Here is a 23,738-nt window from a genome sequence, read left to right on the forward strand (position 1 = left end):
GAATTTACAATTCACGGGTATGTAGAGACGTAGCATTGCTACGTCTCTACAATGATTTGGCATCGAACTACAAAAATGTATGCACACATAATTCATGACCAAATTCAGCAACGCCAAATTTCTACCCCTTGTTACAAACCGGGCAATGCAGATATCAAGCAGAAGTACGCATCGTAAACGTTCGCAAGAAATCTCAGATTTGAACTTGAGCGGAAACACTACCTTGACGCTGACTTGGGGCATAGGGCATTGGGAATTGGGTATCGGGGAAGGTGGGGCCCCCTCTGGGGATAAGGGGTAATGGGGATTGGGGATTGAGAATGATTTTCTTACCGATGCCCCTTGCCCCTTGCCCTTTGCTCCATTCCCCATGCCCAACAACGGGGAGTGTCAAAAGATTTGCCGAAATAAGAGATCAAAGTACTTGACATTACCCTAGGGTTAGCTGCTATATTAACAAGAGTGAAAACGCAATGGGGCGTAGCCAAGCGGTAAGGCAGCGGGTTTTGGTCCCGCCATCCCTAGGTTCGAATCCTAGCGCCCCAGTATAACCAAGAGGTAAGCAAACTAGCTTACCTCTTGTTTTTTTAGCGAATGTAAATAGTCTTTTTAACTAAATATATGGTGGTTTTACTAAGTAGGCGTCACGCTAGAACGTCGATTCAGTATCCTTATTATGATGTACAGTGATATACAGTTAGTGTTTTAGTTAACTTGACATATCTAAGTGCAACGATAAGTTCAAGGATTGCTAACAGTACTTACTTAGGTAAATTAAAGTTATATGCCCCGCACTGCTTTTTGTCCGGAAAACTTCGGAGCCTATTAGTAAAAATAAAATAACTAAGTGCATCTTTTAGACTATACTATACTGAAACAAATGTCTTAATCGAGAATTATCTCTCACTATAAAATTTAAAACCCAAGCCATTTAGTTGTTTGAAATGATTAGCTTTCATGCTCATGGCATGATGTAAGGTGTAGAAAATCTCGGTCTACACTCTATCTTTAACTTTAACTCAAGATCAAAATCAGAAACAAATCAATCTTGCGTAATGTTACTGTATATATAGTACATAGCTCCCGATTAACGGGAATTTTAAACACTGAATACGGAGTGACTAAGTATAGTACGTATGTTTTTGACAATACTTAAAGGAAATCTTGAGTTATTTACAACTGTGTAGTTAGAAAATTCATTAATCTACCAGGGTGTGCCGTCAGATTTAGCAGTCTAATGCATGTAACTACGCCTACCAACTAGGAAATACCAGTACTGTAATTCAATTTATTAAGGATATGCTGAGATCAGACAAACATCCTCAATACCCATTGTTACCGGCCAATTCATCCCAGTTCAATGATGTTGATGAAGGTGGATTGAATTTGGGTCAAGTTGGAGCAGCTCTTCGTCGCCGAGCATTGTTGATAGCTGGTGTAACAGGCGTAGTGGCAACAGCTGCGGTGTTGAAGGCAGAAACAGATCCACCAATATATCAGGGTACGTTTGAGATTTTAACCAAGCCTGTAACTGGTGAGAGTAAGGCTGTAGCGGATGTTCCTCAAACTATAGGAAATAGACAAGACCCAATCACCGCTCCGCAGACAAAAGATGAAGTCAAGACAACGATCGCAGTTTTACAAAGTCGCGGATTATTAGAGCCTGTAATTCAAAAGCTGCAGATGAAGTACCCTGGTCTAGATTATGACTACATCATGCAGAGCTTAATGATTGAGCCTGGGGAACAGAATATTTTACAGGTTCAATACACAAACCCAGATGAGCATTTAGTTCGCGACTTTCTAAGTGCAATTAAAGATGCTTTTTTGGAATATAGTCTGGAGGAGCGTCGAAACGATGTTGAGCAGGCTATCAAATTTGTAGAAAAAGAAAAACAGCCGCTGGAAGAACGAGTCAAAGACTGGCAAGAAAGACTGCGAACAATCAGGCAAAAAAATAACTTAGTCGAACCAGCGCAGAAATCACAAGAAGTATCTGCTCTGATTGCAACGTTGACACAACAGCAGTTGGATAATCGCGTGCAACTAGAGCAAATGCGAGCCAAATATCTAGACTTGCAAAAAGAGTTGGCACAACAACCAGGTGCATTGGCTAGTAATTCGCTGCTGAGTGACAACCCTCGCTACCAAAAGATACTCGATCAAATTCAGCAAGCAAACACAGAAATTGCTAGAAGAGGATCTGTATATACCGATCAAGAAGAGGGTATGCAACGCCTTTACCAGCAGAGGTACAGCATGGTTTCGATGCTGGAGCAGGAAAGGGCAAGGGTAAATAGGGATTTTCTCAGTCGAATTCGGGAACTGGAAGCGCGTGATGTAGCTTTAGCCGAGAAAATCGATAACCTCAACGGCTACTTACGAGCTTTGGCAGCAGTTAGTCGTGATTACGATAACATTCAGCGGGAATTAAAAATTGCTACCGACGCTCTCAGCCAATTTACAGCCAAGCAACAAGCATTGCAAATCGAGTATTCTCAAAGACTCCAGCCTTGGAGGTTACTCGATCCTCAAATGACACTAGTGAACGAACCCCAGGCTATTTCGGATAGTGCAAAGAGAAATTTAGCGCTAGGAGGATTATTGGGTTTACTCTTGGGTGTAGGAGCAGCTTTAGTTGTAGATAAGCTCAGCAATGTTTTCTATACATCTAAGGATCTTAAAGAAGTTACTGGTCTGCCATTACTAGGCGTAGTTCCTTTAAGAAAAGAAATTGCAGCATTAGCTGATCAAGGAAATGCTTCTAGTACTGTGCAACAAGCTGCTAGGGCCTCATTTTTTGAAGTCTTTCGTTCTCTTTACACCAATATTCTGCTTCTAGGTTCGGATGCACCAATTCGTTCACTTGTGATTAGTTCAGCAGGGCAAGGAGACGGTAAATCAACAGTTGCTGTACACTTAGCCTTGTCAGCAGCAGCGATGGGACATCGAGTATTGCTTGTGGATGCAAATTTACGTTCTCCCAGCCTTCACCAGCGCGTGGGGTTGATGAATATTCAGGGTTTAACTGATGTGATTTCTGCCGATCTAGACTGGAGCAATGTGATAGAGCGATCGCCCTTAGAAGACAACCTCTATGTCCTCTCTGCCGGCCCGATTCCACCAGACTCGATTAGATTGCTTGCGTCTCAGAAAATGCAGGACTTGATGCAAGACCTACATAGCAGCTTTGATTTAGTAATTTATGACACGCCACCTCTAGTTGGATTCGCAGATGCTACCTTGCTGGCTGCAAATACAAATGGTATGGTTCTAGTTGCTGGTTTGGGTAAGGTAAAACGTAGTGTACTCCAGCAAGCACTAGAAGAACTACAAATATCAGGAACACCCGTTTTAGGGTTGATAGCGAATAAGTCAAGAGACTCTGTACCCGCCTCTTACAGCTACTACCAGCAGTATTACAGACAGGGCATGAGCGTTGAACGCATAGGTGATGAGGAAGACGTAGATAGCAGCAGTGCTTCTGCGCCAACTTCCTTAAGACAAATTAAATGATAGTGGATAGTGGATAGGGGATAGTGGATAGTGGATAGTGGTTAACTACTAACTACTAACTACTAACCAATGTAGAGACGTGCCATGGCACGTCTCTACAACCACTAACTACTAACTACTATCTATCCGGTGATTTCAGAGCGCGATCGAGTATTTGACGAGCCTGTTCTGCTTTGGTTTTTGCTTCTTGGTAACGCAAATTTGCTTGAGCAAAAGTCTTGAGAACTTTAAAACCTTCCTTCAGGCGAGTAATTTCTTCTTCAGTTACAGACTTGTCTGAGAAGAGTATGTCAACCTGTTTGCGAATTTCCAATGCTTCGGCGCGTGAATCTTGGACTTTCAGCTTCAATGTGGCTAGGTTGCTGAGAACCTGAACTGCTTGTGTAATTTCGTCCTCACCGCTAGCAGTATCCATTGGTACTTCCTTCACCTCAATTAGTTGTTGGGGACCAAATCCGTCTTCCAGTTCCGTAGGCAATTTGCCTTCATCCATGAGTTGCATTAGCTGATCCATAGCTTTCTCACGGGCTTTGGCCGAATCTTTACCAGGAACGGTGAGGATAATTTCTGGGCTTTGAGCGAGAGTGTACTGAACCATATCTGGGGTAGCGAAGTTGCTGCTGCTGTAAAAGCCGGGGGATTAATTTTAACATGAAGGAGCTAGTATCGTGTGGCAAATTGTTTTTCGCCCTGCCACGGGAGAATTGTGGAAGTGTTTAAGCTTACAATCTTTATCTGGCAATTATTTTAGCTTTTTAAAAGCTGTATTGAAAATAGGGGAAAGGGGAAAGGGGAACTCTTAAGAGGTATTTTTATCGTTGGTTGTGGAATTTTCCTGTGATTAGCTGCTTTGAAAATTAAGACAGAAGGTAAGAGGATTTTTATAGTTTTAGGAATTTTCTTACTTTACATGCAGTTGTTAATAAGTGCGATCGCCCTTTGCATCTTCTGTAATAAAGAGCGATCGCTTTTTCATTCACCTGTCAGATGAGAGAGTGGGGGAACTACTAACCACTAACTAACAACCAACAACCAACAAACAACCACTAACTACTAACTATCAACCACACTCCAAAGACTCTCTCGTAGACACACCAGTTTTAGAATTCACGCCACTTGCCTTCGCACAAAGTTTTTTCACTTCCAGACCATCTAAAACTGCATTGGTGAAATCAGTACCTGTGATGTCAACATTATCAAAAGTAGAATATAAAAGCATTGCATCGGTAAAAATTGCATCACTTAAATCCGCATCCCGAAAATCGGTAAGATAGGCTATACCATTGGTAAAATCTGCACCATGTAGATTTGCTTTTTCTAGATAAGCACTGTTAAAAACAGCACCACGTAAATCAGCATTGCTAAAATTAGATTTATCCAGCTTCACCTTGGCAAACTCTTCACGGATCAAGGTTTGACCAGAAAAATCTGCGTTACTCATTTGCTTGTAGCCTGCAAAACGGCTGCTAGAAGATTTTGCTGCCTCTGCTGACAGGGGAAACAACAGCACCATAGCTAAGATAAAGGCAGCTAATACTCGCCAAAACTTCATAACGTTAACTTAATAAATCTCAATACTTACACCATTCATTATTAAACATCATGGGTAAGTTCTTTTTGGAGAACCTGTTCTAAACGAGAAAATCCGAGTTAAGAACCTGAGTTATGCCGTTGCAAACAAATACCTCTCTGTTTCCTCTGCGTCCTCTGCGGTAAAAAATCTGTCGTTCTTTGTGTCCTTTGGATCTTTGTGGTTTAAACAAAGTGCGATCGCCTGCCGAACCCCAATCAATCCCGTAGTATATAAAGATGGCGATCTCTGAGAACAAAATTACCCGTGGCTAAACAAGAAGAAAACGCTGTCTCTCTATATCGAACACCTCTATATTCTCTTGCTCAAGAACTGAAAGCACGATTAACCAGCTTTGGTGGTTGGGAAATGCCCGTACAATTTAGCGGTATTACTCACGAACATGAAGCTGTAAGAAATAAAGCCGGAATGTTCGATATTTCCCACATGGGTAAATTTACATTACAAGGTAAAAACCTCATTTCACAACTTCAAACTTTAGTACCTTCAGATTTAACTCGCTTGCAACCTGGTCAAGCCCAATACACAGTATTGTTAAATCCCGAAGGTGGCATTATTGATGATATTATTTTCTACTTTCAAGGAGAAAACCCCTCTGGCAACCAACAGGGAGTGATGATCGTCAATGCTGCCACTACTAACAAAGATAAAACGTGGATATTGCAGCATCTTGACGCCAACGAAGTCACCTTCCAAGACCTTTCATCAGAAAAAATTTTAATTGCCGTCCAAGGGCCAAAAGCAGTCGAATATCTTCAGCCTTTCGTACAAGCAGACTTAACCCCAGTCAAAGCCTTCGGTCACTTAGAAGCAACGGTTCTAGGTAAACCAGCCTTTCTTGCCCGCACAGGTTACACCGGAGAAGATGGATTTGAGGTGATGCTAGATCCACAAGTGGGGATAGAATTATGGCGTCGTCTTCATAATGCTGGTGTTGTTCCCTGTGGACTTGGTGCTAGAGACACTCTGCGACTAGAAGCAGCAATGGCACTTTACGGGCAAGATATCGACGACACTACCACACCTTTAGAAGCGGGTTTGGGTTGGTTAGTGCATCTTGATACCAAAGGGGATTTTATTGGACGTCCAATTTTGGAACGGCAAAAAGCAGTCGGAGTTGAGCGTCGACTGGTAGGTTTGCAAATGCAAGGACGCAACATTGCCCGTCACGGCTACCAAGTATTATCAGCAGGTAAAGTAGTAGGAGAAGTTACTAGTGGTACACTATCACCTACACTGGGTTATCCCATTGCCTTGGCTTATGTTCCCACCCAGCTAGCAATTGTTAATCAGCAGTTAGAAGTGGAAATTCGCGGTAAAACTTACCCAGCGGTAGTAGTTAAAAAACCTTTTTACCGTTCTAAAACTCGCGTAACGAACTGAAAAAGCAATGGGAAAAATCAAACTTGTGGGTGCTACTAATTTCTAATGGCTAATTACCTTTACCATGTAGCTATTAGCCATCATTTACGTTAATTTTTCTCATGTGGAAGAGGAAGTGATATGTCTTTGGAATATCCAGAAGATTTAAGGTACTTAGATACTCATGAATACGTGCGCTTAGAAGGCGAAATTGCCACAATTGGCATTACCGCCTTTGCTGTAGACCAATTAGGAGACATTGTATTTCTGGAATTGCCAGAAATCGGTGATGCTGTCACCAAAGAAGAAAAGTTGGGTACCATTGAATCTGTGAAAGCCGTTGAAGACTTAAACTCACCAGTGACTGGCACTGTCATAGAACGCAATGATGCAATGGTAGAATCTCCGGAACTAATAGTAGAAGACCCTTACGGCGAGGGATGGTTGATTAAAGTGCGAGTTAATGACCCCGGTGAAATTGATGATGCATTGACGGCAGAAGAGTATAGCGCCCAGGTGGAGGGGTAGTATAAATTGTTAGTAGTTAGTGGTTAGTAGTTAGTAGGTGGTTGTTACAACGTAATATTAGGTTCGGGTGAACACTTATAATCAGACCTGACGCGGGGGCGCGTGACACCCAGACGCGGAGAATTTTGAATTACAAGTAATTAAGCGAACTTGATATAACCACTATCCACTAACCACTAACCACTAACCACTATCACCATGTGAAGTTTACGTAAACTGATATTTCTGAATCCAACGTCTTAAATATACTTATTGCAAAATATTAAGTAGTTACGTCTGGAGAGTTATTTGTGGTAATATCCGCTCCTCGTCCTCAGTCAGGCAACCAACAAACGCCGGGCGAAAGCACTCAAAAGTCCAGTAATTTTAAGGAAAGACACATTGGATCTAATGCCGATGACATCCAGCAAATGCTGGCTGTACTGGGTATTTCTTCGCTGGATGCCCTCATTGACCAAACAGTACCGCAGTCCATCCGGCTATCTCGTCCATTAAAATTGCCAGAAGCATTAAGTGAGTATGCCGCACTAACAAAGTTAAAAGAAATAGCTTTAAAAAACCAAGTTTTCCGCTCATTCATTGGTATGGGATATTACGACACTATCACCCCAGCGGTGATACAGCGTAATATCTTAGAAAACCCTGGTTGGTATACTGCATATACTCCTTATCAGCCGGAAATTGCTCAAGGGCGACTAGAAGCACTGTTGAATTTCCAAACCATGATGATCGACTTGACAGGTTTGGAAATTGCTAATGCTTCATTATTAGATGAAGCAACAGCCGCCGCCGAAGCAATGAGCATGAGTTATGGTGTTTGTAAAAATAAGGCAAATACCTTCTTCGTGTCTAATGATTGCCATCCCCAAACTATCGATGTGTTGCAGACACGGGCAAAGCCTTTGGGAATTCACATTATCGTCGGCGATCGCCAAACTTTTGATTTCGCAGAACCGATTTTTGGGGCAATTTTACAATATCCCGCTAGTGATGGCACAATTTACGACTACCGCGCTTTTGTAGAAAAAGCCCATGCTGTGGGAGCATTGGTAACGGTAGCAGCAGATCCCTTAAGCCTCACCTTGTTGACACCTCCCGGTGAATTTGGTGCTGATATTGCCGTCGGTAGTACTCAACGTTTCGGGATTCCCCTTGGTTACGGCGGCCCTCATGCGGCATACTTTGCCACAAAAGAAGAATACAAACGGCAAGTGCCAGGCCGAATTGTAGGTGTATCAAAAGATTCTCAAGGCAAACCTGCTTTACGTTTGGCTTTACAAACCCGCGAACAGCACATTCGTCGCGAAAAAGCGACTAGCAATATTTGTACAGCACAGGTATTGCTGGCGGTGATGGCGAGTATGTATGCTGTCTATCACGGCCCCGATGGACTCAAAAAAATAGCAGATAACATTCATGCCCTAACTGTAGTCTTGGCAGCAGGACTGAAACGTCTGGGTTACAAACTTACTTCCGAAAGTTTCTTTGATACAATCCGAGTAGAATTAGGAACGCGCAGTTTAAAAGAAATTCTCGCAGCTTGCGAACAGAAGAAAATTAACCTGCGGATTTTCGATGACACTGCTGTAGGTATTTCGCTAGACGAAACCACTACAGTTGAGGATGTGCAAGACCTTTGGGAAATTTTTGCTGGCACAGATAACTTACCCTTCACCCTAGAAGAATTATCCCCCCCTCTCCGCACCACCCCATCTCCCCATCTCCCCCTCCCGCGCAAAAGCGCCTACCTCACCCACCCTATCTTCAACCGCTATCACTCAGAAACTGAGTTGTTGCGTTACCTGCACAGGCTAGAAACTAAGGATTTGTCGCTAACAACGTCAATGATTCCTTTGGGGTCATGTACGATGAAGCTCAATGCGACATCGGAGATGATACCCGTAACTTGGGCAGAATTCTGCAAGATTCATCCTTTTGTCCCCCAGTCGCAAACGCAGGGTTATCAAATTCTGTTTCAGCAGTTGGAAGAATGGTTAGCTGAAATTACTGGGTTTGCCGGAATTTCTCTGCAACCCAATGCTGGTTCTCAAGGTGAATACGCAGGGTTGTTAGTCATCCGCAAGTATCACGAAAGTCGTGGGGAAGCACACCGCAATGTTTGCCTAATTCCTACATCTGCCCACGGAACCAACCCAGCAAGTGCGGTGATGTGCGGGATGAAGGTGGTAGCTGTTGCCTGTGACAATCAAGGTAACGTGGACTTGAACGATCTAAAGGCAAAGGCAGAAAAGCACAGCAAAGAACTCGCCGCGTTGATGGTGACTTATCCTTCTACTCACGGTGTGTTTGAAGAACAAATTCAAGAAATTTGTGCTGTTGTTCATACCCACGGCGGGCAAGTTTACATGGATGGGGCAAATATGAATGCCCAAGTGGGACTTTGTCGTCCGGGAGATATCGGTGCAGATGTTTGTCACTTGAACTTGCACAAAACTTTCTGCATTCCTCACGGTGGTGGTGGCCCCGGTATGGGGCCAATTGGTGTTGCTAAGCATTTAGTGCCTTTTCTCCCCGGAAGTCCAGTTGTGAAAATGGGAGGTGAACAAAGTATAGGTGCGGTTTCTGCTGCACCTTGGGGTAGTGCTTGCATCTTGGTGATTTCTTGGATGTACATCGCGATGATGGGTGCGGCGGGTTTGACTGATGCTACGAAAGTGGCTATTCTCAATGCCAACTACATTGCTAAGCGACTTGAGGGATACTATCCCGTTTTATATCAAGGGAAAAATGGGTTAGTTGCCCACGAGTGCATTTTAGATTTGCGATCGCTCAAAAAATCTGCAAGCATCGAAATTGATGATGTTGCCAAGCGTCTGATGGACTACGGCTTCCACGCGCCTACGGTTTCTTGGCCTGTGGCAGGTACAATCATGGTGGAACCCACCGAAAGCGAATCCAAGGAAGAATTGGATCGTTTTTGCGATGCATTGATTGCCATTCGCCAGGAAATCGCCGAAATTGAATCTGGTAAAGCAGATCTGCAAGATAACGTCCTCAAAAACGCACCTTACACAGCCGAAAGCCTAATTGTCGGAGAATGGAACCATCCTTACTCCCGCGAACAAGCCGCTTACCCTGCACCTTGGACTCGCGAACACAAATTTTGGCCTGCGGTTGGTCGCATTGATGCTGCCTTTGGGGATAGGAATTTTGTTTGTTCTTGCCTACCAATGGACGCTTATCAAACTTGACGGCAAGTGCGAAACTCCCCAGTTTCAAAATCTTCAGATGCTTGATATTGTGTCCAGCTGATTACATACACTTCCCGTAGAATCTCACCCCCAGCCCCTCTCCGCTTACAGAGAGGGGCTAACTTTTTACCCTTGTCGGTGTACTCCGCAAAGCAAAGTCAACATAAGCACAAAAACAAGCTTGAAAACAGCCCCTGCCCAACTTTTTATCAAATATTTCGGTCACTTTGCGTCATAGTCTGCATAATCCCTTTTTGAAAACCCCATATATGAATAGCACTCTCTCTGGATTTAGAAGGCTATGAAAACTCTTTAAAAATCAGCCTGATCAAAAATAAGAGGAAGCTTCATGAAAAAACGTGAGAATATCATTGAAAAATTCTCGACGTTCCTCAGTTTCAGAAATTCCGGTAGTGATAGAAATCCTATTTGGCAAACAGACCTGGAACTAGAACGCTATATGAAACTTTTAGTAAGGTCAGAACCAGAGGCTAATGAAGAATTTTGGGCAAGGTACTTTCTAAAAATTTTAAGGAACCCATCTCAGTCTGAGAACTTGGGAGTAGTTAATCAAGAGGACACAAAAATACAAAGACAGGTCGATGCGGGGAATTTTTCTCTCTCCGCGTCACCGCGTCTTCCCCTCTCCGCGTCTTCTTTAATAGCTGGGAAACATTTGTCTGCTTACTTACAAGAAGCTTGCTTGTGGGCTTCTCAAAAAGCCTATCAACGATTTAAATATCTCCGGCATAAATACCCACTAGAAGAATATTTTCAAATAGCCAATTCAGTCGCTAATCCCCCGGTCAAGCTCTTCAAAAGTTTTAATTTTGAGCATCCGCAAACCAATGTAGAAGGTTATGCAAAAACTGCAATCATACGGTTGATAAGCAATACAATTTACCAGCAAGATATAGAAGCAAAGAGAGGAAAGTTTTCTGATTATGGTCTTCTGAAAGATTTAACTGCTAAAGAATTGAAAGAAGCTCTGATATCAAAAGGTTTCAGTTTTAATCAAATTAACTCTTACTGTCAAGCTTGGCAATGCTTAGATAAAATTTATCAACCCGATCGCAGCTATGGTAGCCGTAGCTTAGTACCCCCTACTCAACAGCATTTGCAACAAATTGCCTTTTGCTACAACCAGAGACTTAAGAAATTGGATTTGCCAATAGCACTAGCTTCGGGTGAGAAAATTCAACAAATGCTGTCAATTTGCATTCAGGCTGCCCGCGATTACCGCACTAAACGCTTTTTACCTCTAGAAACATATGACAATATCTCCGATCCTATGCCTACTCCTTGGGATAATCTCATCCAAGAAGAAACATGGGAACAATTGCAGCTGCTGGTCTCAAAATTATTTGCAACTATGCCAGAAGCAGGTCAAACAATGTTAAAACTCTGGCAAGGTTTAAGCTTTACTCAAGCTGAAATCGCAGTAGTTTTAAAAGATAAGTATCCAGAATTGCAAAAACAGTATCAAGTAGCTCGTCAGTTAGCTAAATATAGCAGAAGCTTGTTAAGAGACTTAGCTAATGAATGGAATCAAACTAATCCAGATGTTTATTTTAATGACGATAAAGATATTCAAAGCATTAAAGATGCGATGACTGAATATTTGCAATCTCATTGTCAAAAGTTATTCTATTTAATTTTAGATGAAATTGCCGGGCAATGCCAAAACAAAAACAAGGTGCTAATTCTTTATCATCAAATCAATCAGTTGCTTCAACTGAATGAAGAGCAGATTAAGCTAGCTTTTTCTGAAACATCTAATAACTTGGCAGAAATTAAACAAGATTTGATAATTCCTTTTAAACAAGAGTTGGAAATAAGTATGAATCTAGCCACCGACTCTCTAGATATAGGAATTACGAAAATAGCTATTTTTGTCCATGATTGGTTAAGAAGCAAATTTTATTTAACTCAGCAAGGATGAAATAATATGACATTGGAATTAGATGAGTTGACGATTCTCTATCCGGAAAAATTATGGTTAGAGTTATCAATACAAGAACAGAAAAAGGCATGGCAATTAACTGCTCAAAAACTTTACTCTCACACAGCAACTCGTTGGAATGCTTACCTGAATTGTTTGTGTTTGAATTCTTTTTTGACTTGGCTAAAAGAAGATCCAGAACTAGGAGATAATTTGCAGGTTTGGCCTGATTATAATCAGCTTCCTAGTTTCTGGGAAGTTGTGAATGGCACTGCTATCACTCTAGGTGAAACTCGACTAGTGCTAATTCCCAGTGAGAAAAGTAATTTCACAGAGTTTCGGATTCCCCAAGAATGGGTCGATATTCCTAACTGGGCAGCTAACTATTATTTGGCTGTGCAGTTAAACTTGGACGATCGCTGGTTGGGAGTGTGGGGGTATGCTACCCATCAGCAGATCCGCAAAGAAGCTAAATATGATCCGATGGATAGAACTTACTCGCTGGATCAAGAGGAGTTAATTACAGACTTAAATGTGATGTGGGTAGCACGGGAAGTATTTTCCCCAAAGCAACTAGAGGTTGAATCTTTACCAACTTTGTCAAGTGTAGAAGTAGAGAAATTACTAGATCAACTAGGTGAGTGGACTGTTGATTTACCTACGGAGATGAGTTTTGAGGAATGGGCAGCACTACTGGCATCGGATGAAAGTAGGCAGCATCTTTACCAAAGACGGCTTGTCAACCAAAAGACGAATCAGGTTGAAGGCGATCGCTCTTTAGTGAACAATTTGAGCCAATGGTTTGACAATATTTTTGAGGCTGGCTGGCAGTCTTGTGATGCATTCTTTAGTTCCCAACAGAAAACTCTAGCAGTTCAATTCCGAAATCAGACTGCCTTGAATGAGGTTCGTGTAAAAGGAGCCAAATTAATTGATTTGGGTATGCAACTGGGGGGTACTGCGGTTGTGCTGCTAATTGGTTTGACTTCAGAATGGGATGAAAAATTCAGTATCCGCGTGCAACTGCATCCCGCAAACGAAGAAGTTTACCTACCACCCCATCTCAAATTAATTTTGGTCTCGGGAGCAGGAAACATTCTTCAAGAAGTAGAATCAAGATGTCACGATCACTTTATTCAACTGAAAAAATTTAAATCTCCTCCAGGAAAAAATTTTAGTATTCAGATAGCCCTTGGTGATATCAGTATTAAAGAAGATTTTGTGCTGGAGAAGCTTGCTGGCTGGTAGCCATGAGTAAATTAGTCATACTAAATCTAGGAAAGGGCAACTTAAAGCAGGGCTTTTCCTCCGTTACTGCTATACTCTCGGAAGAAAACAATCCCATCGCCCAATTTTCGGGTAGCTTGCCAACTGCACCAGAACTTTGGCAACTCTACAGACGATGGCAGTTACTCTATCAGTTGCTTTATGAGTCTTTAGATCCTAGTTTGGGTTGGCGAAAGCACATAGATATAGAAGACCAAGACATCGAAATAGAGGAAGATGATGTAACTAACGTCTCTTCTGTAGATTTTTGGAAATTATGCGATGATCTACATACAAACATCAATGCCTGGCTCAAGTCGGAACCATTTCGCAACATCGAGCAAAAATTACGTACAAAGTTAGACCCTAGTGATGAAATTCGGGTGATTCTGGCCACAGAAGATAACCAAGTTAGAAGGCTTCCTTGGCATTTGTGGGATTTTTTTGAAGATTACCAAAAGGCTGTGATATGCTCATGTATCCTAGAGGTAGAGCAAGTTAAATCTATACGCAAAAACCCTGAGCGTCAGATCAGAATTTTAGCGATTCTAGGTAATAGTACAGGAATTGATGTACAAAAAGATAAGAAAATTTTAGAGCAATTACCAGGAGCGCAAACGGTTTTTTTGGTCGAGCCACAACGACGAGAGTTAGATCGGTGGCTTTGGGATAAACAGGGCTGGGATATTCTCTTCTTTGCGGGGCATGGTTCAACTGATGACGATGGTGAAACTGGGCGAATTCATATCAATCAAACAGATAGCCTCACGATTCCCCAGTTAAAAAATGCTCTCAGAGCAGCGATCGCCCGCGGTCTAAGTTTAGTAATTTTTAACTCTTGCGATGGGTTGGGATTGGCTTGTCAGTTAGCTTCTTTACACATTCCGCAAATGATTGTGATGCGGGAACCAGTACCCGATCTTGTTGCCCAGGAATTTTTAATGCACTTTCTGGAGGCATTTGCTAGTGGTCAATCTTTCTATTTAGCAGTGCGGGAAGCACAAGATAAATTGCAGGGTTTAGAAAATGAGTTTCCGTGTGCAAGCTGGTTGCCAGTGATTTGCCAGAACCCAGCGTCAGCCCCCCTAGTTTGGCCACAGAGGTTCCTGACTCCCACCATACCTAGTCGGCGTATTTTTCCCATCGTTTTTAAAGCCAGTGTGGTAGTAACCTTTTTGGTAATGGCGATGCGATCGCTAGGGATGTTGCAGTCATGGGAACTGATGGCATTTGATTGGTTGATGCGATCGCGCCCTCATGAAGTAGCGGATCGGCGCATTCTGATTGTCACGGTTACTGAAGCTGATGTTCGTGCCCAACCAGCCAAAGAAAGAGCAGGGGCCTCGCTATCAGACCGAACCTTGGCTGAAGTTGTGAAAAAAATCGAACAGTTCAATCCCCGCGTTATTGGTTTAGATATCTATCGAGAAAATTCTGTGGGGACAGACTATGCAGATTTAGCTAAGACCATGCAAAATAGCGATCGCTTTATTGCTATTTGCAAAGCAAGTGAGGAAAGCACAAACGCTGGTGTTCCACCTCCTCCAGAAGTTCCATTGTCACGCCAAGGCTTTAGTGATGTTGTGTTAGATCCCGATAACATTATCCGTCGCCAACTATTAGCTATGGCTCCTGCGTCTCCTTGCCAGACTGATAAATCTTTTAGCTTTCGGATTGCAACTCGTTACTTGGCAAGTGCTGGTATCAAACCTAAACTTACTCCCGAAAACAACTGGCAGCTTGGTAGTGTCGTCTTTAGAAACTTGGAAGAAAACAGCGGCGGGTATCATGGCATAGATAATCTTGGTCATCAAGTGCTGCTCAATTGGCGTGCTTCTCATCAAGTTGCCGAACAAGTTACTCTCAAACAAGTTCTCAACAATCAACTTACTCCCGATTTAGTGCGCGATCGCATTGTCCTGATTGGCACTACAGCCGAAACTTTTCATGACTACTGGTCTACTCCCTACAGCCCCCGCATCTGGCCTCACGAGCAAATACCAGGGGTAGTTGTTCAAGCACACATGATCAGCCAGATCCTGAGTGCGGTACTGGATCGGCGACCACTTTTATGGACTTTGCCAAAGTGGAGTGAAGTCTTGTGGATCTGGTGCTGGTCTATGGTTGGGGGTGTACTGGCTTGGAGTTTGCGATCGCGATTGCGTCTTGTCCTACTCCTAGCCAGCAGTCTGTGTGTTTTGTACGGAGTTAGCTTGTATCTATTAATACAAGGTGGATGGATGCCTTTTGTTCCATCTGCATTGGTCTTAGTAACTTGTGGTGCAGTTGTGACAATCTATAGCGCATCCCAAAGCGAACAACAAAAATAAGCTTTCTTTGCTCTGGTTGGATTTTCCCATACCGCATTCTCACCGATAGCAGGTAGAACCTGTTAGCTTTGAAAAACGGTTGATATCGAAGTCAGCTTTGTTTGTATCTTTTATTTCCCTATTTTTCGCCCATCCCGAAATATTACCGCCACTACCAAAAGCTACCGACCCCCATTTACATGATGCTTCTGGAATTTTCTTCTTAGTTTGAGCGATCGCATTCACATTTGGATCGAGGGTATCACCTGTAGAATATACATAATTAAAAGCAAGTTTGTCATTTAAAATACTAGCACGCAAGAATAAACCAGTCCAGCGAGCGATGGTTTCTACTGCTACACTTTGAGCTAGGGTAGGTATGTTAATATCTGGTCTTGCACCCGTAGAATTGTCTGTATTCGTAATGCCATAGTGGTTCGCACCCAAAATGCTAACCAACGTCTTAGGAGGGTCTTGAATTTGCTCGTAAGTTGCCTGCGCTCTCTCCGGAAGAGCTATGCTATCAAGGGTTCCTTGCAATAGAGCGACAGGAATTCGGGAATTATTAATAGGGATAAACTGTTGAGTAGTTTGGTCGCGAAGATTGGCTCCGAAAAAAGCTCCTGCTACCAGTTCTTTTGGTCGGTTAAAAGAACCTTCACATAAAAAAGGTAGGCAAAGATTTGCGATCGCAGATAATCCCACAGCACCTCCCTGAGAGTGACCGAGTAAGCCTAGTTTTCGTGTATTGACAATGCCAGCAACAGGTGAATCGGGATCTGCGTTTTCTGCCTTCATTTGCGCCAAAACAGCATCGATTTGTGAGGTGTCAGCAAAAAGTCCTGTACCGACCTGTGGAATGTTTTTTTGGTGATTGGGAACAACCACCACAAATCCATAGCTAGCTACTGTTCTGGCGAAATTTGAGTAATTTGATTTATCTACATTTGCACCTTGTAATAACAAAGCAATGGGAAAGGAGTGTTTGCCAGTTTTGATACCCGATGGTTTGGGAAAGTAAATATCGGCTATGTCATTATTTGCAGAGATTGTTGTACTGTAGCTATCAACATCTTTAAATATAGGAGCAGGACTGTAAGTCTCAGCCCTAGCTGTTTCCCCAATTCCCAAAACAATCAATGCTGTACTAGCGGAAGCTACTGACAAAGCTTTTAAGGAAGCCACAGAAAAAACTCCTTGGCGTAAGTATATTTATTGATAAGATTTTTAGAGATTATCTAAAATAACAGCACTATAGACAAGTATTTTTACCAAAAAATCACAATCATACTCTCCTTGTATAGACAATAAAATCATTGCCCAAGGTTACAGCGATCGCACTCTGAAAAGGATTTGATGCTTCTCAGATATTCTCTCGGCTCAGTACAAAGATTTTTCTCTTAGCAAATTTATAAAAGAGAGATATTCGCAAAAAGAGGGATAATGATTTTTGTGGTTAATAGTGAGGAGATTTTTTAAAAGCAGTGACATCACAGGAGGTTGAGATGGGCCATCTACTTTACAAAAACTCATTGTCATACAAAGGATATCTCATCATTCCCTTTGTGTTTGGCAAAGCAGATACTTACGAAATTTATTCGTATAAATTGTTGTCAGAAATTGGACGTAAAAGCCGATTTCACAAAGCAGAAAATCCAGCACAGATGTATGGCAGTAGCATCAGTAATGTTCTTGATATTGCCAAGGAACACATTGACAAAAATTTAGAGTTTGTCAGCCAAGGTGATAGTTTTAAATATCGCTACGTTTACCGTAACAATTTAATCATTGTCTATCGTGAATCTGGTAAATATTTTTACGACCATTATCCGCCAGACTCATTGAATAATATCGCAGCGCCCAGAGTCTTCACATCAGAATATGAATGTTTGAATTGGATCAAACAGGGGCTTGATGGGTTAAATGTCAAACAAAAAGCAAGATAACAGTACCTAATCTTCCGGAATTGGTTAATGTGGAAGTGTTGATATTTCCTTGAAAGGCATAAGGAGGACGAACTATGACTCAATTTCTTGCTGTCCGGGTAAGTATGAACATCCCAACACAACAGACACAAGGCGTAGAGGTTCTTGTTTAGTCCTCCTTAGTCTAGGAATGAAACTTAGAATTCCTCTGTGCGCCTTGTGCAGAACAAGTAGCACACATTGAGGAACACAAATGAATTTAGATAGCTTGGGTTGGAGCAATTCCAAACAAAAATGGAAGCAAATTACTAAAGCAATGCGAAATCATTACAAGTAATGATTTTGACAATCTCCCGGTTGCAGTTTCTTCTCGTGCTGGGGAATTATTGCATCTAGTTCGATCGTAAAATTCGGGGGTGTGCCAAACACCCCATTCCTCCAAGAGGCGATATTATGGCAACCAAAAATCTGGCAAAACAGACTTACTCACATAACTTATTGTTCTATTAACTGTTCTTGCCAGTTGAATATGGGGTTCATCAGCTTCAACAGGTAAAATCTTCGCTGGCATACCTTCTCCCAAGTAATAAATTACCTGATTTGCCGCTTCCAAACCTGTAACATAAGCTTTTTCCTGCGACCAAGAACCGTGACGATTAATTATCCAATCACCACTCATAAATACATTCTTAAAACTAGTTTTTACTGGTAACATATAGCGATAGCTACCAGGTGCAAAGTGAGTCACTGCCTGCGGTAAACGAATTACACTGCTATCAACTACTTTTGCTTCTCGAAATTCCGGAATGCAAGTTGCTAAATAACGCTGCACTATCGTCACAATTTCCTTGTCTTCTAAAGCCATAAATTGATTGGCATGATAAAAATCAACTTCCACAACTGTTCCTAATTCATGCTGATATTCATCATGTAATGCGTTCAAATCAAAAAAAGTCCAACCTGTATTTGCATCAAAGCCAAAGCAAGCATTGGAAGGACGAGGAATATTAATTTTACGGTCAAACCACAGGCGAGTTGCTAAAACATCAATTGCCCCTAAATTAGATAGATTACGAAATTCTTCACGACTTTGCAAACTATGGCTATTTGAGACAATCTTTTTCATGCCAGTGATGCCAACAGCAAAAATTACCGCATCAGCATCAAACACTTCATTACCACAAACTACACCCGTTGCCCGATTATTGCTATCAATAATTAAGTCGGTCACTCGTTTATTGGCTAGTAACTTTCCTCCTGCTTTTTCGATGCGTTCTACCCAAGGGCGAAAGATTTTTTCCCCAACAGTGCCGCGACACCAAACTACATCAAAATCAGGTTGATGGGCCAAAATAAAAAAGTAAAGCATCCCTAAAGTCGCTGCGGCGGAACATTGTTCGCCAGGGGCAAACAAACCTACCAATAACATTGGTTCAAAAGCTTCGCTGTAAAGTCGCGCCGAAACCCCGAAATCTTTAAACAATTCTCGGGCTGTTACAAAGTCATAACGCCGCCAGGCTGCATCGGAATTATCAAAATCAATCACGGCGTAAAGTAAAGGCAAGGCACTCAGCCGATCAATTAATGGTAGACGCTGAAAGTGAGTATAGAGAAAAGTTCCTAGAGGTGTGGGAAGTCTGGGTAAGTCTTGAAAAATGGGTGACTCAACTTCTAAACCTGCGGGAGAATATTGTGAGGAACGAGCCCAACTGGTGAAGGGATTAATTTCTAGTTCATTGATGAGAGCAAAAATATTTCTGTAAGGATACCAGAAGCCATGAATACCCGCTTCTACTGAACGTCCTCCTGAAGTTCTCCAACCTGCTACCAGTCCACCGGGGTAGGAACCTGCTTCCAGGAGTGTCACATCGTAACCTTGTTTTGCCAAGTGGTAGGTTGCACCTAATCCAGCCCAACCTGCACCAACAACTACCACTTTTTGATGTTGTGATGCCTCTATCATTCCAGCCTCCGGTTTTTGCAGTCTATTCATTAATTTAGACGAAGTTGGTTGCAGGGTTTGGGGATTAGAGCTTAGGGATTAGAAAAATTAAGGAATCAAAGTAATCCGCCTAGCTTACCAGCATCGTCTCAGACCAACCAAACATATAGATAGCTACGCTTGAAAACTGGGTAGAACTTTTTTGCTAACTATTGCCTGAGATAGTAATTAAACCGATCTCGTAGTTGTTCAACCGTCAGGTTCTTAGTCCAGTACTCCACTAGGGCGTGACCAAATGCCCAAGCGTTGCGATCGCTTGCAGCAGGGTTTTCTAGTAATAGCGGCCACAAAGATAACAAGTCAAAGTTGAGCGAACCGTCTGTATTCAAAAGTGAAAATAGCTCATATGCCATCTGAAGCTTGCCAATCACAATCGGCAGCTGTTCGGCTGGTATTTTCTCTGCCAGCAGATTTGCCAGGGTGGGCGATCCGGTGGAAAGTGTGGAAATAAACTGGAGGACGGGACTTTTGAGCAGTGCAGTCACTCCTTGTGTAGTTGCCATCTGGAAGGTGTAGTGGTCGATGATTTTGGCAGCTGCGACGGTGCGGGCTTCCAAGTTACGCAAAAAGCGGGCAAGACGTAGCTGTTTAGCAGGTGCGATCGCATCTATCAGCGCCAATGATAGCGCGTCCATGTTCCAAGCAACTCGACCTGTTTTCACGTCACCCGTCACAACAGGCAGAACTAAACTACTGAAGTCACCCAAAAGCTGAGCGCGAAAATTGGTTGCTTCCCGAATCGCAATTTCCTTGGGGCGATCGCCCCATTCCCAATCGTAAGGCGGCTCCCATTCGCGCATAGGACGCAGGCGATCCACTTGAGTAACGACCGTAATTACAGGCAAGTCTGCAACTTCCGCCTGCATATCTTGGAGAAAATCCACATCCATTTGCAGCGCTGGATCGAGGGTAGGAGTGACTAACAGCAGCAAATCTGCGTTAGTGGCATAATCAAGCACAAGTTCGCGTAAATCTGCACGGTTCACTTGTTCGTAACCAGGCGTATCCCAAAGTGTGAGTGTTTCTTCATCTGGAGTTTGCCAGTAATAACTCTGAATTTGATCGGTACTAGGTAATACATCAACTGCGGCGAGTTCTGCCTGAAACACCGTGTTAATCAAGCTGCTTTTTCCGGCTCCAGTTCGTCCCGCTAATAGAATATTGATGGGTTTTTGCTCAACTACCGCAGCTGGTTGTGCTTGCGTCAGAATTTCTCGGAGGGTTTGGGTTTTAGTCTCGGGTAATTTTGGTGTGGTAACGGCAGATTCTGCTACTGGTAGAGTCATGCCTGCGTAGAGAGCGATCGCTTGCCGACACAAATTTCTGAGGGCCGCTTCTCGAAGCAGTTGACTCAAATTTACTAGCAGTTGCTGGTTAGCTTGGTTGCTGTAACGCTGACTGGCTAAGTTTGCCACTGCTGCCACTGGGTTGAGGAGCCACTGCGCCAAGTTCCAGGCTTGCATGAATTTACGGGCCGATGGTTCCAGTCTCTGGTAAATTTCGTATGCCTCGTATGCTTGCCCAACTGTAACCTGATTGAGGGCAGGGGATAGCTTCTGCATCCACAGATCCAGGTCATTTACAGTCCCACGAATCAGTGCATAAGCTTGGGGAACGTAAATATTTAGCAGAGGGTATTTTACTTCCGGATGGTAGATTTGGGCAACGGCAACAACAAGATCCTGGCATCGCAGCCAAAAGGTTTGCCAGTCTTCCCAAATTGGGCGATCGCTCCTTGATGCTTCCAGGATTTCTTGCAGTACAGCTTCGGCTTGTTTGGTTACATCAGTTACCTCTTTTGGCGTTGTCTCACCTGCTGCAGATTCCAGTTCTTTGCTGACCTCTGCTACTACAGTTTCTACCCGTGTTACGACAGGTTGAGTCCATTTGACCAGTAACCAACGCCAGCCCGCAAATAAGAGAATGAACACACCCCAGATCCAATTCAAACCCCACTCATGGATCTGCAATCCTGCTGCAACCAGTAAGAAAGTGATGATAAAAGCGATCGGGATTGCTAAGACGATCCATTGCCAAAGTTTTAAGCGTACCATTGCCCCATGCCTGCCTAGATTAAACTTCTCATACCACTATTGTCGCTCTCAGATATATTTACGAGTGGTATTAGTCTGTATACTTTATTCTCAGTAATCTACGGTTAATATTTCTCACTTGCATTACCATATTTATTTAGTAGTTATTCAGATGAAATCACCATCAGGAAGATAACTCACAAACTGATCGCTCTTGTGTGTGCTTTTGGTTAAGTGCGATCGCTTGTGTAAAAATGCTATCGACCAGGTTGCTCTACATATCGACCTGCTCTAATATGGCTAACCATTATTATTAGTTTCGTTAAATCACACTAATAAGGCGCGCAATCTAAAATTTAATGCGATCGCCTGTGTCAGGGGAAAACCTGCGAGCATTGGCTTACGACGGTGAGAAAAATTCAAAAGTGGTGCTGTCCACTCAACACCCTAGCAACAGACCTTGGCACACGTAACGCGACTTTTTGAAAATTGTAACGACGAAACAGTCGCTCCAAGCATACGTTACGATGAAAAAGTTGTCTGCCGCCAGTGAATTTCACGCGCGGTCAGTATTTGTTCTACAGCAATGCAGCTACACCAGAGGAAGAAAAGTATGCCGTGGATGGAATTGAGCCTCAATACAACGCACGAAGCAGTTGATTGGGTCTGTACGCTGCTTGCTGAGACCATCGATATTAGTGATGTTCACATAACAGAATATGCTGAACCAAACGAACGGGATGTAGAACCACCCCACTGGACATTTACGATTCGCTTATATCTACTCTCTGATGTTCATTCAAGGGCGCGTGTAGAAAAAATTGTGAATCTGCTTTCGCCCTTGTACCGTGCAGGAATAACGACTGAGGTGCAGATAACAGCGGTTAACGAGAAACCCACAGACGCAGATTTACTCAACCCCCTCGTGCATCGGATTGGGAAACGGTTTGTTGTGCTTACTTCTGATGCCCCGGATCAATCTGAAGTGCCAGACCAAATAACCTTGAGACTGAAGAAAACTTTCTCTTTCGGTAGTGGTTTACACCCAGCGACAATTGTCTGCCTCAAACTGCTTGAACGACACGCCGTCCCGACTATGAATGCCCTCGACCTTGGATCGGGTTCAGGTATTCTAAGTGTAGCAATGGCAAAGCTGGGGGCAAACGTTTTAGCCTTAGACAATGACAGTGTTGCCGTGCAAGCTACTCAAGACGCTGTGCATCGTAATGGGGTAGAACAGCAGGTAAGGGTAATGAAGGGAAGCCTGGGATGTGGAAGCGATCTAGGACATTGGATGGGTGGAAACACTATTGACAATGTGCCAAAAATTGAGGCTACAGACAGCTTTGATCTCATCGTCGCCAATATCCTGGCACGGATACACATTGCCCTCGCCAATGACTTCCAGCAGGCACTGCGTCAGACTGATGCCCACGCGGGACTACTAATTACATCTGGTTTCACTACCGATAGCAAAGACAATGTGGACACAGCTTTGCAAGAGGCAGGATTTGAGTTTGTTGATTGTGAAAGATTAGATGAGTGGGTTGCACTTGCCTATCGTTTGAAAGTATAGTTTACAAAATTTCGCAATACTTAGAAGAATTACTATCTACATCTGTAATTATAAAAATGTTCAAAAGCCTTGGAATTAAGGGATTTTGAGCATTTTTATTTTTTAAATTTAAAAGCCCGTGACGAGGATTGAACTCGTGACCTCACCCTTACCAAGGGTGTGCTCTACCACTGAGCTACACGGGCAAAATAGAAAAGTTTTGTTTTGAGGTGGGCCGGGCTGGATTCGAACCAGCGTAGGCGCTAGCCAACGGATTTACAGTCCGTCTCCATTAACCACTCGGACACCGACCCGTGCGACCCACGACTAATTATAGTAGCACAAGGTTTTGAAATCTCCAAGCTTTTTTTCAAAAAAATTGGGAGTGGGAGAGTGGGAGAGTGGGAGAGTGGGGGAAGTGAGGAAGAATGAAATCACCACTAACCACTAACCACTAACCACTAACCACTAACCACTAACCACTAACCACCAACCAC

Annotated in this window: 17 protein-coding genes and 3 tRNA genes; 11 read left to right on the plus strand and 9 right to left on the minus strand. The window is 43.0% G+C overall.

Going from position 1 to position 23,738, the window contains the following annotated elements:
• Window positions 1-193: 193 nt before the first annotated feature.
• Window positions 194-394, minus strand: coding sequence for a hypothetical protein (locus HXY43_RS26515; RefSeq protein ID WP_290890189.1), 201 nt, complete (start codon window positions 392-394; stop codon window positions 194-196).
• An 80-nt stretch (window positions 395-474) separates the two neighbouring features.
• Between HXY43_RS26515 and HXY43_RS26520 the strand changes: the two genes are divergently transcribed.
• Both HXY43_RS26520 and HXY43_RS26525 read left to right on the plus strand, forming a co-directional pair.
• Window positions 475-546, plus strand: a tRNA-Gln gene (locus HXY43_RS26520).
• Window positions 547-1,299: 753 nt separating this feature from the next.
• On the plus strand, window positions 1,300-3,516 hold the full coding sequence (locus HXY43_RS26525; RefSeq protein WP_290890192.1) for a polysaccharide biosynthesis tyrosine autokinase: 2,217 nt from the start codon (window positions 1,300-1,302) through the stop codon (window positions 3,514-3,516).
• Window positions 3,517-3,634: 118 nt separating this feature from the next.
• Here the strand turns inward: HXY43_RS26525 and HXY43_RS26530 are convergent, their stop codons facing one another.
• Window positions 3,635-4,114, minus strand: a complete 480-nt coding sequence (locus HXY43_RS26530) for a hypothetical protein (RefSeq protein ID WP_026736444.1) — start codon at window positions 4,112-4,114, stop codon at window positions 3,635-3,637.
• Between the two features lie 252 nt (window positions 4,115-4,366).
• On the opposite strand from HXY43_RS26530, the gene HXY43_RS26535 reads away from it, so the two are divergent.
• A complete protein-coding gene (locus HXY43_RS26535) occupies window positions 4,367-4,507 on the plus strand; it encodes a hypothetical protein (RefSeq protein WP_290890197.1) in 141 nt (46 codons plus the stop codon).
• A 69-nt stretch (window positions 4,508-4,576) separates the two neighbouring features.
• On the opposite strand, the gene HXY43_RS26540 is transcribed toward HXY43_RS26535, so the two are convergent.
• The gene (locus HXY43_RS26540) at window positions 4,577-5,068 is read right to left on the minus strand and encodes a pentapeptide repeat-containing protein (protein WP_026736445.1); all 492 of its coding nucleotides are present in this window, start codon (window positions 5,066-5,068) and stop codon (window positions 4,577-4,579) included.
• Window positions 5,069-5,147: 79 nt separating this feature from the next.
• On the minus strand, window positions 5,148-5,345 hold the full coding sequence (locus HXY43_RS26545; RefSeq protein WP_290890200.1) for a hypothetical protein: 198 nt from the start codon (window positions 5,343-5,345) through the stop codon (window positions 5,148-5,150).
• An 8-nt stretch (window positions 5,346-5,353) separates the two neighbouring features.
• On the opposite strand from HXY43_RS26545, the gene gcvT reads away from it, so the two are divergent.
• The 6 genes from gcvT (at window position 5,354) to HXY43_RS26575 (ending at window position 15,747) form a co-directional block, all read left to right on the plus strand.
• Window positions 5,354-6,490 (plus strand): glycine cleavage system aminomethyltransferase GcvT, encoded by a 1,137-nt coding sequence (gene gcvT / locus HXY43_RS26550; protein WP_290890204.1) that lies wholly within the window; start codon window positions 5,354-5,356, stop codon window positions 6,488-6,490.
• 120 nt (window positions 6,491-6,610) lie between these two features.
• Complete coding sequence (gcvH, locus tag HXY43_RS26555) at window positions 6,611-6,997, plus strand: glycine cleavage system protein GcvH (RefSeq protein WP_290890207.1); 387 nt, start codon at window positions 6,611-6,613, stop codon at window positions 6,995-6,997.
• A 290-nt stretch (window positions 6,998-7,287) separates the two neighbouring features.
• Window positions 7,288-10,209, plus strand: coding sequence for an aminomethyl-transferring glycine dehydrogenase (gene gcvP, locus HXY43_RS26560; RefSeq protein ID WP_290890210.1), 2,922 nt, complete (start codon window positions 7,288-7,290; stop codon window positions 10,207-10,209).
• Between the two features lie 349 nt (window positions 10,210-10,558).
• Window positions 10,559-12,151, plus strand: coding sequence for a sigma-70 family RNA polymerase sigma factor (locus tag HXY43_RS26565; RefSeq protein WP_290890214.1), 1,593 nt, complete (start codon window positions 10,559-10,561; stop codon window positions 12,149-12,151).
• Window positions 12,152-12,157: 6 nt separating this feature from the next.
• Window positions 12,158-13,399, plus strand: coding sequence for a DUF1822 family protein (locus HXY43_RS26570; RefSeq protein WP_290890218.1), 1,242 nt, complete (start codon window positions 12,158-12,160; stop codon window positions 13,397-13,399).
• 2 nt (window positions 13,400-13,401) lie between these two features.
• Complete coding sequence (locus HXY43_RS26575) at window positions 13,402-15,747, plus strand: CHASE2 domain-containing protein (RefSeq protein WP_290890221.1); 2,346 nt, start codon at window positions 13,402-13,404, stop codon at window positions 15,745-15,747.
• Window positions 15,748-15,786: 39 nt separating this feature from the next.
• Here HXY43_RS26575 and HXY43_RS26580 read toward each other — a convergent pair whose 3' ends face one another.
• The gene (locus HXY43_RS26580; protein ID WP_290890224.1) at window positions 15,787-16,911 is read right to left on the minus strand and encodes an alpha/beta hydrolase; all 1,125 of its coding nucleotides are present in this window, start codon (window positions 16,909-16,911) and stop codon (window positions 15,787-15,789) included.
• Between the two features lie 320 nt (window positions 16,912-17,231).
• On the opposite strand from HXY43_RS26580, the gene HXY43_RS26585 reads away from it, so the two are divergent.
• Window positions 17,232-17,672: a hypothetical protein gene (locus tag HXY43_RS26585; protein ID WP_290890227.1), complete on the plus strand. Its 441-nt coding sequence runs from the start codon at window positions 17,232-17,234 to the stop codon at window positions 17,670-17,672.
• A gap of 430 nt (window positions 17,673-18,102) precedes the next feature.
• Here HXY43_RS26585 and HXY43_RS26590 read toward each other — a convergent pair whose 3' ends face one another.
• Together HXY43_RS26590 and HXY43_RS26595 are read right to left on the minus strand one after the other, a co-directional pair.
• The gene (locus HXY43_RS26590; protein WP_290890230.1) at window positions 18,103-19,614 is read right to left on the minus strand and encodes an FAD-dependent oxidoreductase; all 1,512 of its coding nucleotides are present in this window, start codon (window positions 19,612-19,614) and stop codon (window positions 18,103-18,105) included.
• 188 nt (window positions 19,615-19,802) lie between these two features.
• A complete protein-coding gene (locus HXY43_RS26595) occupies window positions 19,803-21,707 on the minus strand; it encodes a GTPase family protein (protein WP_290890233.1) in 1,905 nt (634 codons plus the stop codon).
• Window positions 21,708-22,299: 592 nt separating this feature from the next.
• Between HXY43_RS26595 and HXY43_RS26600 the strand changes: the two genes are divergently transcribed.
• Window positions 22,300-23,262 carry a 50S ribosomal protein L11 methyltransferase gene (locus HXY43_RS26600; RefSeq protein WP_290890236.1) on the plus strand — a complete coding sequence of 321 codons (963 nt, stop codon included), beginning with the start codon at window positions 22,300-22,302 and terminating at the stop codon, window positions 23,260-23,262.
• A gap of 113 nt (window positions 23,263-23,375) precedes the next feature.
• Here the strand turns inward: HXY43_RS26600 and HXY43_RS26605 are convergent.
• Both HXY43_RS26605 and HXY43_RS26610 read right to left on the minus strand, forming a co-directional pair.
• Window positions 23,376-23,447 (minus strand) — tRNA-Thr (locus tag HXY43_RS26605).
• Window positions 23,448-23,472: 25 nt separating this feature from the next.
• Window positions 23,473-23,555, minus strand: a tRNA-Tyr gene (locus HXY43_RS26610).
• Window positions 23,556-23,738: the final 183 nt, after the last annotated feature.

The sequence above is a fragment of the Fischerella sp. genome, assembly GCF_013388695.1.
In the GTDB taxonomy this organism is placed as follows: domain Bacteria; phylum Cyanobacteriota; class Cyanobacteriia; order Cyanobacteriales; family Nostocaceae; genus PCC9605.

Excerpts from the sequence above, each read along its gene's own strand:
- HXY43_RS26585 (WP_290890227.1), top strand. The coding sequence starts at position 17,232 with ATGGGCCATCTACTTTACAAAAACTCATTGTCATACAAAGGATATCTC.
- HXY43_RS26540 (WP_026736445.1), bottom strand. The coding sequence starts at position 5,068 with ATGAAGTTTTGGCGAGTATTAGCTGCCTTTATCTTAGCTATGGTGCTG.
- HXY43_RS26530 (WP_026736444.1), bottom strand. The coding sequence starts at position 4,114 with ATGGTTCAGTACACTCTCGCTCAAAGCCCAGAAATTATCCTCACCGTT.
- HXY43_RS26565 (WP_290890214.1), top strand. The coding sequence starts at position 10,559 with ATGAAAAAACGTGAGAATATCATTGAAAAATTCTCGACGTTCCTCAGT.
- HXY43_RS26595 (WP_290890233.1), bottom strand. The coding sequence starts at position 21,707 with ATGGTACGCTTAAAACTTTGGCAATGGATCGTCTTAGCAATCCCGATC.
- HXY43_RS26525 (WP_290890192.1), top strand. The coding sequence starts at position 1,300 with ATGCTGAGATCAGACAAACATCCTCAATACCCATTGTTACCGGCCAAT.
- gcvH (WP_290890207.1), top strand. The coding sequence starts at position 6,611 with ATGTCTTTGGAATATCCAGAAGATTTAAGGTACTTAGATACTCATGAA.
- HXY43_RS26575 (WP_290890221.1), top strand. The coding sequence starts at position 13,402 with ATGAGTAAATTAGTCATACTAAATCTAGGAAAGGGCAACTTAAAGCAG.
- HXY43_RS26590 (WP_290890230.1), bottom strand. The coding sequence starts at position 19,614 with ATGATAGAGGCATCACAACATCAAAAAGTGGTAGTTGTTGGTGCAGGT.
- HXY43_RS26600 (WP_290890236.1), top strand. The coding sequence starts at position 22,300 with ATGCCGTGGATGGAATTGAGCCTCAATACAACGCACGAAGCAGTTGAT.
- HXY43_RS26570 (WP_290890218.1), top strand. The coding sequence starts at position 12,158 with ATGACATTGGAATTAGATGAGTTGACGATTCTCTATCCGGAAAAATTA.